The sequence below is a fragment of the Pseudomonas sp. B40(2017) genome (assembly GCF_002112855.1).
GTDB classification, from domain to species: Bacteria; Pseudomonadota; Gammaproteobacteria; order Pseudomonadales; family Pseudomonadaceae; genus Aquipseudomonas; species Aquipseudomonas pharyngis.
The window spans coordinates 35,671-51,786 of record NZ_NEIT01000006.1 but is presented as its reverse complement, the minus strand read 5'-3'; the positions used below and the strand labels follow the sequence as shown (position 1 = coordinate 51,786).

At 62.3% G+C, this 16,116-nt stretch carries 12 protein-coding genes; all 12 read right to left on the bottom strand.

The window, feature by feature from the left end; translation table 11 throughout:
- Positions 1-18 precede the first annotated feature (18 nt).
- Complete coding sequence (locus CAF76_RS17300; RefSeq protein WP_085647897.1) at positions 19-1,599, bottom strand: glycosyltransferase family 39 protein; 1,581 nt, start codon at positions 1,597-1,599, stop codon at positions 19-21.
- Between the two features lie 55 nt (positions 1,600-1,654).
- Entirely contained in the window at positions 1,655-3,166 is a 1,512-nt protein-coding gene (locus CAF76_RS17295; protein WP_256579629.1) for an efflux transporter outer membrane subunit, read from the bottom strand.
- Positions 3,163-4,233 (bottom strand): HlyD family secretion protein, encoded by a 1,071-nt coding sequence (locus CAF76_RS17290; protein WP_085613328.1) that lies wholly within the window; start codon positions 4,231-4,233, stop codon positions 3,163-3,165. The genes CAF76_RS17295 and CAF76_RS17290 overlap by 4 nt, the downstream gene beginning before the upstream one ends.
- A gap of 18 nt (positions 4,234-4,251) precedes the next feature.
- A complete protein-coding gene (locus tag CAF76_RS17285; RefSeq protein ID WP_085647896.1) occupies positions 4,252-5,787 on the bottom strand; it encodes an MFS transporter in 1,536 nt (511 codons plus the stop codon).
- 102 nt (positions 5,788-5,889) lie between these two features.
- Complete coding sequence (locus CAF76_RS17280; RefSeq protein WP_039773030.1) at positions 5,890-6,807, bottom strand: LysR family transcriptional regulator; 918 nt, start codon at positions 6,805-6,807, stop codon at positions 5,890-5,892.
- A 58-nt stretch (positions 6,808-6,865) separates the two neighbouring features.
- Positions 6,866-7,732: an ABC transporter permease gene (locus CAF76_RS17275; protein WP_064592581.1), complete on the bottom strand. Its 867-nt coding sequence runs from the start codon at positions 7,730-7,732 to the stop codon at positions 6,866-6,868.
- A gap of 20 nt (positions 7,733-7,752) precedes the next feature.
- Positions 7,753-8,613 (bottom strand): ABC transporter ATP-binding protein, encoded by an 861-nt coding sequence (locus tag CAF76_RS17270; protein WP_007957720.1) that lies wholly within the window; start codon positions 8,611-8,613, stop codon positions 7,753-7,755.
- 5 nt (positions 8,614-8,618) lie between these two features.
- Complete coding sequence (locus tag CAF76_RS17265; RefSeq protein ID WP_074689341.1) at positions 8,619-9,644, bottom strand: ABC transporter substrate-binding protein; 1,026 nt, start codon at positions 9,642-9,644, stop codon at positions 8,619-8,621.
- Between the two features lie 18 nt (positions 9,645-9,662).
- Positions 9,663-10,559 (bottom strand): TauD/TfdA family dioxygenase, encoded by an 897-nt coding sequence (locus CAF76_RS17260; protein WP_085647895.1) that lies wholly within the window; start codon positions 10,557-10,559, stop codon positions 9,663-9,665.
- 370 nt (positions 10,560-10,929) lie between these two features.
- Complete coding sequence (locus tag CAF76_RS17255) at positions 10,930-12,297, bottom strand: HlyD family type I secretion periplasmic adaptor subunit (protein WP_011331851.1); 1,368 nt, start codon at positions 12,295-12,297, stop codon at positions 10,930-10,932.
- Positions 12,287-14,443: a type I secretion system permease/ATPase gene (locus CAF76_RS17250; protein WP_039773034.1), complete on the bottom strand. Its 2,157-nt coding sequence runs from the start codon at positions 14,441-14,443 to the stop codon at positions 12,287-12,289. Before CAF76_RS17250 ends, CAF76_RS17255 begins: the two co-directional genes overlap by 11 nt.
- Positions 14,444-14,477: 34 nt before the next feature.
- Entirely contained in the window at positions 14,478-15,830 is a 1,353-nt protein-coding gene (locus CAF76_RS17245; protein WP_011331849.1) for a TolC family outer membrane protein, read from the bottom strand.
- Positions 15,831-16,116: the final 286 nt, after the last annotated feature.

Here is a 16,116-nt window from a genome sequence, read left to right as displayed (position 1 = left end):
CGTCTATGAGGGGCGGCTTTAGTCGAGTGGTGGCTGGGGGATGAACAGGCGTGCGTTGGCGCCGCCGGCATGGATTTCGGCGCCGGGCTGCCAGGTGGCGGGTAAGGGTGAGAATTCTTCCGCAGCGCCGAACGTCCCGACCAGCCAGACCCGTCCATGCCCCGGCAATTGTGCGAGGCTGTCCAGATAGACCTCGCGGCTCACCAGTGTGCCGAAGCCGTACTCATTCGGTTGTGTCGAACGGCCGTCCGCTGTCGGCGGAGTAAAGAGGCGCACCTGCGCACCGCTGCGGTCGTAATAGACGTAGCTCAAGTACCAGAGCATGTCGCTGGTGACGATACGATCGCCCGGCAGGAAATGCCGATTGACGTAATTCACCACGCGGTCGAACTGATCATCGCTGTCGACGTTGGCGTTGTTGTTCACGCCGAGCAGTTCCACGCCGATCAGTGAGACCAACACCGCCAAAGCGAGCAACCGTGCGTGGCTGTACAAACGGTCAATGGCCAACGCCGCCAGCATCGGCAACCCCAGGGCGTACGCCGTCAAATAGCGCTCGACAAAGACCGGCGTGATGAACGACACCGCAAATACCAGCAGCAGCGGCAGTCCGGTGTACAGCGCCAACAGCATACTGCCGCGCGACACGCTGCGATCGCGCATCACCGCGACAGCCGCCAGTGCCAGCAATGCCAGGGGCAACGCTGCGAACGTCAGCAGCGGTAACGTATCGCCATCGTCCTGAATCAACCACGACCAGATCATCGACGGCAGCGAACTCAAGGTGACGGCCGGCTCCCAGCCGACATCGCCGCCGGCCCTGAGCTGTTCCATGTGCTGCATCAAGTCGAGCAGATTGGGCAGCCAGGGCAGGTACAGCACGACGATGGCCAGGTTCGCCAGCCACCAGTTCCAGCGCTGGATATGGCGGAATCGATAACCGCGCTGTACGCGGATCGCGATCAGGTAGAGCCAGTGACACAAAACCGCGAGAACGGCGAAGTAGTGGGTGTAGAAGGCCGCGCTCATCAACAACGCGTAAATCACGAGATAGCGGTTTCGCTGGGGGCGCCTGATCCAGTAAACCAGCGCCAGGCTCGCGGCGAGCAACAGTCCTCCGAGCAACGCGTACATGCGCACTTCCTGGCTGTAGCGCACCGCTGTCGGCAGCAGCGCCAGCAACAGACCGGCGATGAAGGCGGCCCGGCGTGTGGCCAGGCGATCCACCAGCCAGACGCCCAACCCGACCGCCGCGATGCCGGCCAGCGCACTCAGGCAGCGGATCGCGAAGATGCCGTCACCGAACAGCTCGATCCAGCCATGCAGCAGTATGAAGTACAGCGGCGGATGCACATCGAAGGCCGCGTGCTTCCAGATTTCGCTCAACGGATAGCGCGCCAACAGCAGACTGGACCCTTCATCGCCCCAGATCGCCGCCGCCGTCAGGTCATAAAAACGCACGAACGCCGCCAGCACGAGGATCGGCCACAGCCAATGATGTTTTACCCAGCGCACCCAGCGCAGACTGCCGAACCAGGAGCCGGGTGCGGCAAAGGGATCTTGCGTGTCGCCCATTGGCGTGACTCTGTTAACCGCCATTGCTTCCTCTTGCCGCGCCGTTGCGCCACGAGAGTATGACGCGCCAACCTGCTCATCACTTTAGGTCAGCCACAGCAGAACCGTCGACGCCGGCTGGCGCTTTCGCGACACCCGGCAACACGGCGGCCCGGTTCTCGTCTGGGTACACCGACTCCCATCCCCCACCCAGCGCCCGGTACAGCCCGACCATCGCCAGTGAAACGCCGGTGGAGCTTTCCACCCATTGTTCCTGGGTGGCGAGCAGAGCGCCTTGCACGGTGAGGACGTTGACGAAGTCGACCACGCCTTCGACGTATTGCTGTTGCGCAGTGCGCAGGGCGATCTGGTTCTGGCGCACGGCTTCGGCGAGGCTGTCGCGGCGGCGCTGGCTGGCGTTGTAGGCGGTCAGTTGGTCGTCGATTTCGTGCCAGGCGCGCAGGACGGTCTGTTGATAACCGATCGCTGCTTCCTGCTGCTGGGCTTCGCGCAGTTGCAGCATGCCGCGCAAGCGGCCGCCGTCGAACAGCGGCAGGCTGAATTGCGGGCCGATGCCGAAGGCGCGAGAGCCCCAGGAACCGAAATCGCTGAGTTGCATGGCTTGCGAGCCGAGGTTGCCGGACAGGGTGATGCGCGGATAGAAATCGCCCTTGGCCACGCCGATGTTGGCGGTGGCGGCATGCAGACGAGCTTCGGCCTGGCGAATGTCCGGGCGGCGTTCGGCCAGTTGCGACGGCAGGCCGATGGCGACGGTCAATGGCGACTGCGGCACCGGCGCGTCTGTGGATAACTCTTGAGCCAAGGCCTGTGGCGGTTCGCCCATCAACAGGCTGATGGCGTTGATCAGTTGCGCCTGACGTTGCTCCAGCGCCGGCAGGCGCGATTCGATGGCCGCCACTTGCGCGGCGGCTTCGGCGACGTCGAGATCGGTGGCCACGCCATCGTTGAGGCGCAGTTGCGAGAGCTTCAGGCTGTGCCGCGCCACGTCGAGGTTCTGCTCGGTGACCGCGCGGGTGTTCTGCACACCACGCAGCTGGATGTAGTTCTGCGCGGTGTCCGCGAGTACCGCCAACAGCACGCCGCGACGGTCGTTTTCCGCGACTTCGAGATTGGCGTCGGCGGCTTCGGTTTCCCGGCGCACACGGCCCCAGAAATCCAGTTCCCAGGAGGCGGAGAAACCGGCATCCCACAGGTTGAAGGCGGAATCGCCGTTGTGCCCGGACGGGTCGTTCAAGCCTTCGCCGCTGTTGCGTTTGCGGGCGTAGCTGCCGGTGGCGGCGGTCGTCGGATAGCGGTCGGCGCTGATCACCTGACGGGCAGCGCGGCTTTGTTGCAGGCGGCTGCTGGCCAGTTGCAGGTCGAGGTTGCTACGCAGGGCGCGCTGAGTCAGGGCCGAGAGCTGTGCGTCGTGAAAGACTTCCCACCAGCGCTCGTTCAACGGTTCGCTGACGGCCTGGCTGGGGGCACTTTTTGACGGTTTTGCCCACTCGGCAATCCGGGTGGTTTCGGGTTTCTGGAAGTCCGGGCCGACGGTGCACGCCGCCAACGCCGACAGACTCAGGACAACCGTCATGGACTGAAAGCGCTTCATCGCTGCGTCACCTCACGCACCGAGGTGGCCGAGCTTTCGGTGTCGATGCTCGCCTCTACCGACATCCCCACCCGCAGCCGTTCGGCCAGTGGCTGGCCCGGATCCAGCAGAACCTTTACCGGAATCCGCTGCACGACTTTGGTGAAGTTGCCGGTGGCGTTGTCCGGTTTGACCGCCGCGAAGGTCACGCCGGTAGCCGGGGCGATGCTTTCGACACGGCCGGTGAGGGCTTCGCCGCCGAGGCTGTCGACCCGCACGACCACGTCCTGCCCCGGCTGCACGTCGGTGAGCTGGGTTTCCTGGAAGTTGGCGACCACATAGGCCTGTTTCAGCGGCACCACCGCCAGCAGTTTGCTGCCCGGCGTCACATAGGCGCCGACCCGCACGGCGCGCTCGCCGATCATGCCGTCCTGGGGCGCGGTGATGCGCGTGTAGGACAGCTCGAAACTGGCGATTTCCAGCGCGGCCTGAGCGTGCTTCAAACTGCCTTCGGCGGCATCGCGCTGCGCCGTCAGAATCTCGACCTGCTTACGTTCCGCCGCCAGTTTCGCGGTGGCCGTGTCCAGCCGCGCAGAAGCCTGATCAATCCGGGTGCGCGCCTGCTGCGCGTTCTGCACGGTGCCGGCACCGACGCCGGCCAAGTGGTTGTAACGGTTCAATTCCTGCTGGGCGAAAGCCATTTCAGCCTTGGCCGAGACCACCGACGCCTGCGCCTGAGCGATCACCGAAGTTTGGCGCTCCAGCGTGGCCTTGGCGTTCTGCAATTGAGCGCGGGCCACCAGGGTTTGCGCATCGGCGGCTTCGGCGGCGGCGCGCAGGTCGCGGTCATCGATCAGCGCCAGCAATTGCCCGGCCTTGACCTGCTGGTTGTCTTCCACCAGCACCTCTTTGATGAATCCGGCCACACGCGGCACCACCAGGGTGAAGTCGGCAGAGACGAACGCATCGTTGGTGTTCTGCTGGGTGCGTTTGCCGAACAGGCCGGGCATCGCCAGATACACCAGCACACCAACCGCCAGCGCAGCGGCTACGGCCACCGCGAGTTTTTGCTTTGCTTGAGTCGTCATAAAAACCTTCTGTTCCAGTCAGGTCGGCGCGCGCGGCGGAAAGATCCGCGTCGGCAGCCAGAAAATCAGCAGGATCAGCGCCACCGCGACGCCGGCCATGCACAGATAAAGATCCGAGGAAGTCAGCACCACCGCCTGTTCGTGCAGACGATGGGCGAGGCCGGGGTCATTGCTTGCGGCCAGCGGTGAGTTGCCGAGGCGATCGACCAGCATCGTCGAATGAAAATGCAGGCGCGAAGTGGTCAGCGCTTCGATCACGCCGGTGGCGACCACCGCCGCCAAGCCTTTCACGGTGTTGAACCAGGCCGAGGCGAACGGCCCGTCCTGCGGCTGGATGCTGCCGGTCGACAACATCAGCAACGGCAGCACCGCCATCGGCTGGCCGAAAATCTGCAGCCATTGCAGGACGTAGAAATCGTCGCGAATCCATTCCGAGGTCAGTTGCGAGCCGCCCAGGCACGACAGCGTCAGCATGCTCAAACCGATGCCGAGCACCCAGCGGCAATCGACCCAGCGCAGGTTGCACAGCGCCGCCACCAGCGGCAGCGCGATCAACTGCGGCAACGCCGCGATCAGCATGATCGGCGCAGTCTGTACCGGCCGGTAACCCTGCACCTGAGCCAGATAACTCGATGGAATCAGCACCACCGCCAGCAGCACCACCAGCACGCCGGCCAATGTCATCAGCGCGAACGACAGGTTGCGGATGCCGAGCATCTGCAACTTGAAAAACGGGATTGGCTGCGACCATTCATTGATCAGAAACGCCACCAGCAACAGCGAACCGGCGCCGAGCAAAGCGCAGATCAGGTTGGATTCGAACCAGTCCAGGCGATTGCCCTGCAACAGGCCGATCACCAGCATGCAGATCGCCGGAAAGCCCAGCAGCAGGCCTTTCCAGTTGAACGATTTGAGGCGCTCCAGACGCAGCGGATCCTGTGGAATGCCCCAGGCAACCATCGCCATGGCAATCAGGCACGGCACGATGATTTGCCAGAACGTCCATTGCCAGCCGACGTATTCGGTCCACAACCCCGCCAGCGGCGTGCCGAGACCGGGACCGAACGTCGCGGTCAGGGCGTAACCGGCCAGACCGTAAAGCTTGATGTTGGCCGGCAGGAATCGCAGCGCGACGGTCATCAGCATCGGCGGCAACGCGCCGCCAGCCAGGCCTTGCAGGATGCGCATCAGCAACAGGCTTTCGTAGTTCGGGGCGAACGGACAGAGCACCCCAAGCAGGGTGAACACGCCGATGGCGCACAGGGTGAAGCGACGCAGGGAAAAGGTCACCGAGCACCACGGCGCGAACGCCATGGCCGCCACCGAGGTCGCGGTGTAGCCGGCGACCAGCCAGGTGCCTTCGTCGTAGCCGATGCTCAGGGCGCCGCGAATGTCGGCCAGGGCGACCTTGGTCACCATCTCGTTGAGACCCGACACCAGCACCGCCAGCAGCACGCCGACCAGACCGATGATGATCCGCGCCCCAAACACCGGTGGCGCGGCTGCCATCGGAGCGGTTGCGGCGATCGGCGCCGTGACCGTCAGGGATGTCATGCAAGCAAACTCCGGAGGGAAAAATACCGGAGCATGTTAGTGGGGCTTAGTGCTGACGAAAATTGACTTATTGGCAGCTTATAAGTGCGCCAGACGCAATCGTCAGGGCTGTGCCGCCAGCCAGGTTTCGTCGCAGCAGGTCTTGAGGGTTTCACGCAGCCAGCGGTGGGCCGGATCCTTGTCGAAACGCGGGTGCCAGGCCTGGGTCAGCATCAGGGTCGGCAACGGGACCGGCAGATTGAACGAGCGCAGCTTCAAGCCCAGCCGCCGCACGCTGAGCAGCGCTTCCTTGGGCACCGGCAAAATCAGGTCGGAGTCCGGCAGGGCGAACATCGCCGCGTGGAAACTCGGTGCAATCACTGCCACCCTCCGCTCCAGCCCCAGGGCATTCAAAGCGGTGTCGATGGGCCCACGGGCGATGCCCCGGCGGGACATGCTGATGTGGGAAAAACCGGCGTAACGTTCGGCCGTGATCTCGCCATCCAGCAGCGGATGATCCTCGCGCACCAGACCGACAAAGTGGGTGGAAAACAGGTTCTGCACTTTGACTTCCGGCGTCACCGGGCGGGTGTTGCTCACGCTCAGATCGATCCGCCCTTCGCGCAGGGCTTCATCGTCACCGTCACCTTCGGGCACGAAGCGCAGTTCACAGTGCGGCGCCAGTTGATCGAGGGTGTCGAACAGCTTGCCGCCGTACACCCCGACGAAAAAATCGTTGGCACGAATGCTGAAGCGCCGGCGCAACGTGCCCAGCTCCACGGCATCGGCCGAGCGAAACAGCAGCGCCGCCTGCTCGACCACATCGCGCACCTGCTCGCGCAGTTCCAGGGCCTTGGGCGTCGGCACCAGACCGCGACCGGCGCGCACCAGAATCGGATCGCCAATGGCTTCGCGGATCCGCGTCAGCGTGCGGCTCATGGCCGCGGGGCTGAGGTTCATCCGCCGCGCGGCGCCGACCACACTGCCCTCGTCGAGCAAAGCGTCGAGGGCGACCAACAGGTTCATGTCCGGGAGTTGCATACTGAGCACTCGTGACCGATCAGGATTGATTCGCACGCAATGCTAGCAGATCGAAAAATCAGCGCTGCATTCCCCAGCGTTTCACCGTCACCCGCTCCAGCGTGTCGAACACCAGGTTCTCCACCAGCAAACCGATGAGGATCACTACCGCCAGACCGGCAAACACCTTGTCGGTGTACAACTCATTGCGGTTCTGGAAGATGTACCAGCCCAAACCACCCTTACCGCTGGTGGCACCGAACACCAGCTCGGCAGCGATCAGCGTACGCCAGGCGAAGGCCCAGCCGATTTTCAGTCCGGCGAGGATCGATGGCAGCGCCGCCGGAATCAGGATGAACAGCACGAAGCGCATGCCCTTCAAGCCGTAGTTGCGCCCGGCCATGCGCAGGGTTTCCGAGACGCCGAGAAACCCGGCGTAAGTGTTCAACGCCAGCGCCCACAGCACCGAATGCACCAGCACGAAAATCAGGCTGTTCTGGCCCAGCCCGAACCACAGCAACGCCAGCGGCAACAGGGCAATCGCCGGCAGCGGGTTGAACATCGAGGTCAGGGTGCTGAGCAAGTCCCGACCAACCTGGGTCGAAACCGCCAGCGTGGTCAGGGCGAAGGCCAGGACGATGCCGATCAGGTAACCCTTGATCAGCACCACCAGCGAGATCCACACCTTGCCCAGCAGTTCGCCGCTGAGCAGGCCGTCATACAGCGCGTGACTGGTCTGCAAGAAGCTCGGCAGCAGCAGGTCGTTGTTCTGCACCCGGGCCACAACCTCCCAGAGCACGGCGAGCAAAATCAGGATCACGCTTTTGCGCAGCCAGCCCTGTTGCCACAAGCGCTGGCCCAGCGCCAGCTCGCGCTCCACCGGAACGCTGGTCAGCGGTTGCAGATCGTTTTCGAATTCTTGACGTACGGATGATGAATGGCTCATCGGGCAATCCTCCAGGCGGCTCAATAAGCGATGCGGATATCGGTGAAATCCAGTTCGCGCTCGGTTTCCGGCGACTGGCCTTCATCGAACAGCAATCGGTGAATACGCCGCGCCGATTCCTGAAACGCCACACCGCCGAGGCTGTGCAAATCGTATTGATGACTGTGCACTTCCGCCCTCACCCGGCCCGGATGCGGCGACAACAGCAGGATCCGATTGCCCACCACCAGCGCTTCTTCAATCGAGTGGGTGACGAACAGCAAGGTGAACCGCACCTCCTCCCAGAGCAGCAGCAATTCCTCCTGCATCTTGCGCCGGGTCAGGGCATCCAGCGCGGCGAACGGCTCGTCCATCAGCAGGATTTTCGGCTGCATCGCCAGCGCCCGGGCAATCGCCACCCGCGCTTTCATGCCGCCGGACAAGGTGTGCGGGTAGGCATCGGCGAACGCCGCCAGACCGACTTTCTCCAGGTAATGCAGCGCACGCTCTTCAGCTTCCTTTTTCTTCAGCGTGCGCGAAGCCAGCAGCGGAAACATCACGTTCTGTTTGACGGTTTTCCACGGTGGCAGTTGATCGAACTCCTGAAACACCACGATCCGGTCCGGTCCCGGCGCGTCGACCCGCTGGCCCTGCAGACGGATCTCGCCCTCGCACGGTGCAATGAACCCGGCGACGGCTTTGAGCAAGGTGGATTTACCGCAGCCGGAAGGACCGAGCAGCACGAAGCGATCCTGTTGATCGACTTCGAAACTGACCTGGTGGGTGGCGCGCACGACGCGCTGCGGCGTGCGGTATTCGAGGCTGACCTGATCGACCGCCAAAAGCGCTTGCGCAGTGGCGATCGGGTTGCTGGCCGCGTGGCCTTGCAAAGGGGCGTTCATGTCGATCAGCTCCCCTGCAACGGTTTGGCGTCCTGGAAGAAGTAGTCCTTCCACGATTCGGGTTTGTTCTTGATCGCGCCGACGCGGTAGAGGAATTCGGCGAGCGGGTAGGTGTTTTTCGGCGTGACGCTGAATTCGAATTGCGGGTTGTCGATGATTTTCAGCAACGCTGCGCGGTCGATCTTGGCCTTGGTCACACGGATGTATGTATCGGCCGCCGCGCCTTTATCGTTCTGCGCAAATTGCGCGGCTTCGGTCAGCGCTTCGACGAACGCCTTGTAGGTTTTCGGGTTCTCGTTGCGGAATTTCTCGGTGGCGAACAGCACGGTCGGCGAGTTCGGGCCGAGCACGTCATAGGAATTAAGCACGACGTGGACGTTCGGATTCTCCAGCGCCTGATCCTGGAACGGCGGGTTGGAGAAATGCCCGGTCAGCTCGGTGCCGCCGGCGATCAATGCAGCAGTGGCGTCCGGGTGCGGAACGGCGATGGTGTATTTGTCGAGGCGATTGAACTCCTTGTCGCCCCACTGTTTGGCCGCCGCGTATTGCAGGAAGCGCGACTGCACGGAAACGCCCACCGCCGGCACCGCGATGCGGTCCTTCTCGGTGAAGTCGGCGATGGTTTTGACCTTGGGATTGTTGCTCACCAGGTAGTACGGGAAGTTGCCCAGCGAGGCCACGGCTTTGACGTTCTGCTTGCCGTGGGTGCGATCCCAGATCGTCAGCAACGGCCCGACACCGGCGCCGGCAATGTCGATGGAGCCGGAGAGCAACGCATCGTTGACCGCCGCGCCGCCGGACAGCTGAGTCCAGTCGACCTTGATGTCGAGGCCTTCCTGCTTGCCGTACTTCTCGATCAGTCCCTGATCGCGCACCACGTTGAGCAATAAATAGACAATGCCGAACTGTTCGGCGATACGGATTTCACCTTCGGCGTGGGCCGCGGTCGGCGCCACCAGGCTGCCGGCGATCAGGCTGAAACCGAGGCCGATGGCCGCCGCCAGCGGTGCGAATGGAAGACGTTTGGACATGATCGGATCTCCGGCGAATCAGAAAGGCGCGTCGCCCTGAATGGTGGTGCGATACAACTTGCGGCGCAGGTGCGCAGGGCAACCGGCGGCAAGGTGGATCAGTGAGCGGTTGTCCCAGAACACCAGATCGTGGGGTTGCCATTGATGGCGGTAGATGTTCTGCGGCAGCACGCTGTGGGCGTAGAGCTCGTCGAGCAGTTGTTTGCTCTCGTCCTCCGGCAGACCGACGATGCGGGTGGTGAAGCCTTCGCTGACGAACAACGCCTTGCGGCCGTTTTCCGGATGGGTGCGGACCACCGGGTGCACGACCTCGGCGACCTGGGCCAGTTGCTCCGGGGTCAGGGTCGGGCGCCAGTTGCCTTCGAATTTGGTTTCGCTGTAGCGCGCGGTGTAGGAATGCGCAGCCGAGCGGCCTTCAACGGCTGTGCGCAGCGCGTCGGGCAGGCTGTCCCAGGCTTTGTGCATGTCGGCGAACAGGGTGTCGCCGCCTTCGGACGGTAGTTCCTGGGCGTGCAGCATCGAGCCGAGGCTCGGCAGTTCTTTATAGGAAAGGTCCGAGTGCCAGAATTTGCCGGCATCGCCGAGGCCGATGTTCTGGCCGTTTTCGACGATGTTGGAAACGATGAGGATTTCCGGGTGATTGGCCAGCAGGAACTGCTTGAGCACGTGGATCTGCAACACGCCGAAGCGGCGGCTGAAGTCGATCTGCTGTTGCGGGGTGATGCGCTGGTCGCGGAACACCACGACGTGGTGATCGAGGTGCGCGCGGTGGATGCGGGCGAAGTCTTCGTCGTTGACCGGACGGGTCAGGTCGAGGCCGATGATCTCGGCGCCGACGGCACCGCTGAACGGGCGGACTTCGAAGGTTTGCGGCGCGGCAGTCGCGGCGCTTGGGGTAGCAGTAGCTGCGGACATCAATCAATCTCCCACGCACGGCGCGCTCATGGGCGCGCGCGTCGATCAGAAACTCACGCTGGATTGCGTGTTGGTTCGTGTCGTGCGGCGCGCCGATTGGTCGGCAGGTACGCAGGAGGCTGACTTTATAGCTATAAGAAGCGGAATTTAAATACTGTTAACGAATAACGATATGGCGAATGCTTAGGAATGGACTGGATGGTGAGTGACCATTTGCGTCACTTCTGGACGGAATGTGTTGTTTTGACAGACGCCTCGCGAGCAGGCTCGCTCCCACACTTGATCTCCAGTAAACGCAAAATCTGTGTTCGACTCATATCGAATGTGGGAGCGAGCCTGCTCGCGATGAGGCCATCAGCCTCGAATAGAATCAACGTTCGTGCAACGCCTCGGCCCGCGCCCGGATGATCGGCTTGAGCAGATAGCTCAGCACGGTCTTCTTGCCGGTGATGATGTCCACCGACGCCACCATTCCCGGGATGATCAGCAACGGCTTCTCGTCAGTGCCGAGATGGCTGCGCTCGGTGCGCAGCTTGATGACGTAGTAGGTGGTTTTCTTGTCTTCGTCGGTGATGGTGTCGGCGCCGATCTGCTCCAGCTTGGCCTTCAAACCGCCGTAGATGGTGTAGTCATACGCGGTGAATTTCACCGTGGCTTCCTGGCCCGGATGCAGGAACGCGATGTCCTGCGGGCGGATCTTCGCTTCGACCAGCAAGGTATCGTCCAGCGGTACGATTTCCAGCAGGTCACTGCCCGGCTGGATCACGCCGCCGATGGTGTTGACCAGCATCTTGTTGACGATGCCCCGCACCGGCGAGGTGACGAGCGTCCGGCTGACCCGGTCTTCCAGTGCCTTGCCGGTGGCCTGGGCCTTGTTCAGGTCGGTACGCGCTTCGTTGAGCTGAGTCAGGGCTTCGCTGCGGAATTTGCCGCGGGTCTCGTCGATCTTGCGCTGCACTTCCTTGATCGCCGATTCGGCGCGCGGGATCGCCAGGGTGGTGGCGTCGAGCTGACCACGGGTTTCCACTTCGGCACGCTTGAGTCGCAGCACTTCCACCGGCGATACCGCGCCCTGGGCCACCAGCGGCTCGGACATGTTGATTTCCTGGCGTTGCAGGCCGAGTTGCTGGCGGTATTGCGCCTGCTTCGAGGTGAATTCGCGCAGCTCCTGCTGGCGCTGAATCAACTGCTCCTGCAGGCCACCGACCTCGTCGTGCAGTTGCTGGCGACGGCTGATGTACAACGACTCTTCGCTCTTGGCCTGACCCGGCACGGCTTTGAGCACGTCCTCGGGGAAATTCAGTGGCCGGTCATCGACCTCGGCGCTCAGGCGCTCGACCCGCAGCAGCATCGACAGGCGATCAGCCTCGGTTTCACCGACGTTGGAGGCGAATCGCGTGTCATCCAGGCGTACCAGCGGTGCGCCGGCCTCGACGATCTGGCCTTCCTTGACGAACAGCTCGGAGACGATCCCGCCCTCGAGGTTCTGGATTTTCTGGATCTTCGACGAGGGAATCGCCTTGCCGTCGCCCTTGGTCACTTCGTCGATGACGGCGAAGTTGGCCCACAGCATCAGGAACACGAAGAAACCGATGATCGCCCAGATCGTCAGCCGCACCACGCGCGGCGCGTCCTCGATCAAGGCCTTGTTGACCTCCGGCAGCGGCTGGCCCTGCAGCGATGCCGAGCCCTTGAAGTAGCGGCGGATCGAATCCTTGAAACCCGACTTAAGCAACACTGATCTGCCCCTTCTTCAACGCTTCCATGACGGCCGCTTTCGGGCCGTCGGCGAGAATCTGCCCACGGTCGACCACCAGCAGGCGATCGACCAGCGACAGCAGCGATGCCCGGTGCGTCACCAGCACCACGGTCTTGTTTTCCACCACCGCCGCGAGGCGTTGCTTGAGGCGTTCTTCGCCGGTGTTGTCCATGGCGCTGGTCGGTTCGTCGAGCAAAAGAATCGGCGGATTGAGCAACAGCGCCCGGGCCAGCGCGACGTTCTGGCGCTGGCCACCGGACAGGTTCTGCCCGCGCTCGCCGACTTGCAGCTCATAACCCTGCGGGTGCAGTCGGGCGAATTCGTGGACGCCGGCCAGTTCAGCGGCCTGCAGGACAAGTTCGTCTTCGACGTAACGAGCGCCGGAAATCAGGTTGTCGCGCAGGGTGCCGGCCAGCAGCTGGATGTCCTGCGGCACGTAGCCGATGTTGTAGCGCAGCTCGCTGACGTCGATCTGGCGGATGTCGACGCCGTCCACCAGCAATGCGCCGTCATCCGGCTGATAGAGGCCGACCAGCAATTTCGCCAGCGAACTTTTGCCCGAGCCGCTGCGACCGATGATGCCGATCTTCTCGCCGGGACGGATCACCAGGTTGATGTTCTTCAGCGCCGGGTTCTGTTGTTCCGGGTAGGTGAAGCTGAGCTGGCGGCATTCGATCGCGCCTTGCAGCACCTTGCGGCTCAGCGGGCGCTCTTCGAAATTGCGCTCTTGCGGCAGCTCCATCATCTGGTCGACCGAAGTCATGGTCACCCGCGCCTGCTGGTAACGGGTCAGCAGACCGGACAGCGACGCCAGCGGGCTGAGGGCGCGGCCACTGAGCATGTAGCAGGCGATCAGGCCGCCCATGCTCAGGTTGCCGGCGATGATCTGGTACACGCCGAAGACGATCATGATCACCCCGGCCAGTTGCTGGATCAGCAGGGTGATGTTCATCGCCAGACCGGAGAGCATTTTCACCCGCAGCTCGAGGCGGCTGAGGGTGCCGATGGTCTGCTCCCATTGATACTGGCGTTCGCTTTCGGCGTTGTTGACCTTCACCGCGTCGAGGCCGGCGAGGGTTTCGATCAGGCTCGACTGACGCTCGGCGCCGAGGGCCATGGTGCGTTCCATGGTTGCCACCAGCGGTTTCTGCAAGGCATAGCCGATCAGCAGCGCAATCGGGAAGGCCAGCACCGGAATCCACACCAGATGCCCGCCGAGAATCGCGATGACGATGAAGATCAGGATGGTGAACGGCAGGTCGATCAGGCTGGTCAGGGTCAGCGAGGCGAGGAAGTCGCGCAGGCTCTGGAACTCATGAATGTTCTGGGCAAAGCTGCCGACCCGCGCCGGGCGGTATTTCATGGCCATGCCGACGATGCGTTCGAACAGCGTGGCGGAGATGATCAGGTCGGTTTTCTTGCCGGCCAGATCCAGGCACAGGCTGCGCAGACTCTTGAGGATCAGGTCGAACAGATAGGCGCCGGTGATGCCCAGCGCGAGCACCCACAGGGTCGCTTCGGCCTGGTTCGGCACCACGCGGTCGTAGACATTCATCACGAACAGCGGCGCGGCCATAGCGATGATGTTGATCAGGAAACTGGCGGCGATGGCGTCGGCATACAGCCAGCGCGAACGCTTGAGGGTGTCGCGAAACCACGATCGCGCACGCGGGATCAGCGTGCCGTGGTTGACGTCGAATTTGTGCTGGGGCTGGGCGAAGAACACTTTGCCGGTGTAGTCGTCGGCCAGCAGTTCGCGGCTGACCAGGGATTCGCCGCCGTCGCTTTCGCTGAGCAGCACCCGTGCTTCGTTCTCGCCCTGCCAGCCGAGCAGGACGGCACTGCGGCCATCCTTGAGCAGCAACAGCGCCGGCATGGCAATCGCCGGAATTTCTTCGAGCTTGCGCTGCAGCACCCGCCCTTGCAGCCCGGCGCGCGCCGCTGCACGGGGCAGCAGCTCGACACTCAGGCGTTGTTTGGGCAACGGCAGGCCGGTGGTCAGCATCGCCGCGCTGGCGGGTTTCTGGTGGAGCATGCAAAGAGCGAGCAGACCATCCAGTAACGGATCGTCGTGCAACGCGCGTGGATCATGACTGAGATGAACTCGACTGACTTCTGATTCCACGCTCGACACTCTTTAGCAGTTGAAAAGGGACAACTCAATTCATCCCAGGCAGCTGGACCTTGGGCTTCACGTCGTTCTGCACAACGGATGCCAAGGGTGCGACCACTCCCTGGCTCTTGAGCAATTCGCCCATGGTCGCCTTGATTCGATACTGAGTAAATAACTGAATGTTTTTGATTTCAGCCAGACGCCGCGAAGCGGTGAACAGCTCGTTTTCGCTGTCGAGCAAATCCAGCAGGGTCCGTTCGCCGAGGCTGAACTGGCGCTGGTAAGCAGTGCGCACCGAAGTGCTGTGATCAACGTACTGCTGAGCGATCGGCACCTGGGCGTTGGCGTTGTTCAGGGCGTTCCAGGCCAGGCCCAGTTCTTCATTCAATTGACGCAAGGCGTTGTTGCGGATGTCCAGCGCCTGGTTCGACAGGTAGGACTTGGATTCCAGATCCGCCTTGTTGCTGCCGCCCGAATACAGGTTGAAGCGCATGCGCAACATGGCCTGCCATTCGTTGTTGTGACCGTTCTGGCCGTCGAGGTCGTTGTCGGCAGTGCGGCCCAGCTCGGCGTCGAAGCGCGGGTAGAAGGTCGACTTGGCAGTCTCGTATTGCTTCTCGGCCGCGGCGATATCGGACTCGGCCGAACGCAGGATCGGGCTGTTTTCCAGCATCTGCTGGCGCGCTTCATTCAGGTTGGCCGGCATCATCGCCATGAACGGCGCCGGACGCTCCAGCTGATCGGGCATCTGGCCGACGGCGCTGAGGAAGTTGGTTTCCGAGTCGGCGAGGTTGGTCTGCTCGGTGATCAGGTTGTTGCGGGCCTGAGCCATACGCGCTTCGGCCTGATCGAGGTCGGCCCCGCTGCCGACGCCGCGCTGGGTGCGCAGCTGGATCTGGTCGTAGATGCGTTGGTGGCTTTTGAGGTTTTCTTCGGCCAGACGCACGAATTCGCGACGGGTCAGCACATCCAGATAAACCTGGGCCACGGTCAGCGCGGTGCGTTCGGAAGTGCCGAGCAGGGAATACGCGCGGGAGTTGACGGTGGCTTGTTGACGCCCGACTTCGCTGGACGTCGCAAAACCGTCAAAAACCATTTGCGACAGACGTAAACTTGACTCGCTGCGGTTCAGGGTTTCCCAGTGATTGCCGCCACCATTGGCGCGGGTGGTCACGCTGTCGGTGCCTTCACGACCATAACCGCCCAGCAGATCGACCTTGGGCAGGTATCCACCTTTTGCAGCCTTTAATTGATAATCCGCGGCCAGCCGACTGTTGACCCCTGCCTGGATTTCCGGATGGACATCCAGCGCCTGCTGCATGGCTTCTGGTAAGGATTGTGCTTGTACGAAAGAGGCGGCGAGAGCGAAGGGTAGAGCCTTGAACAGGTGCGAACGCATGGTAAAGATTTCCCAGAACTTCTTGTCTTGAATCACAGCAAATTGGTGAGCTGCGTCGGAAGATGGCAACCGGAATGACCGTATGTCGGAAAGTTTAAAACCGGAACTGGATCACACGCTGAAGGGCAGGTCGCCGCATAAATATCAATGTGACATTACTGGGACGATTGTTTAGGATGGCACCCAGAAGGTCAATAGTTTGGCATAAAGTTAATAGCGAAAGAATCTAGCCAAAATATTGACGAGCAACAGCGTCAACTTTGCTTCATCTTTTTTTAAAAGTACG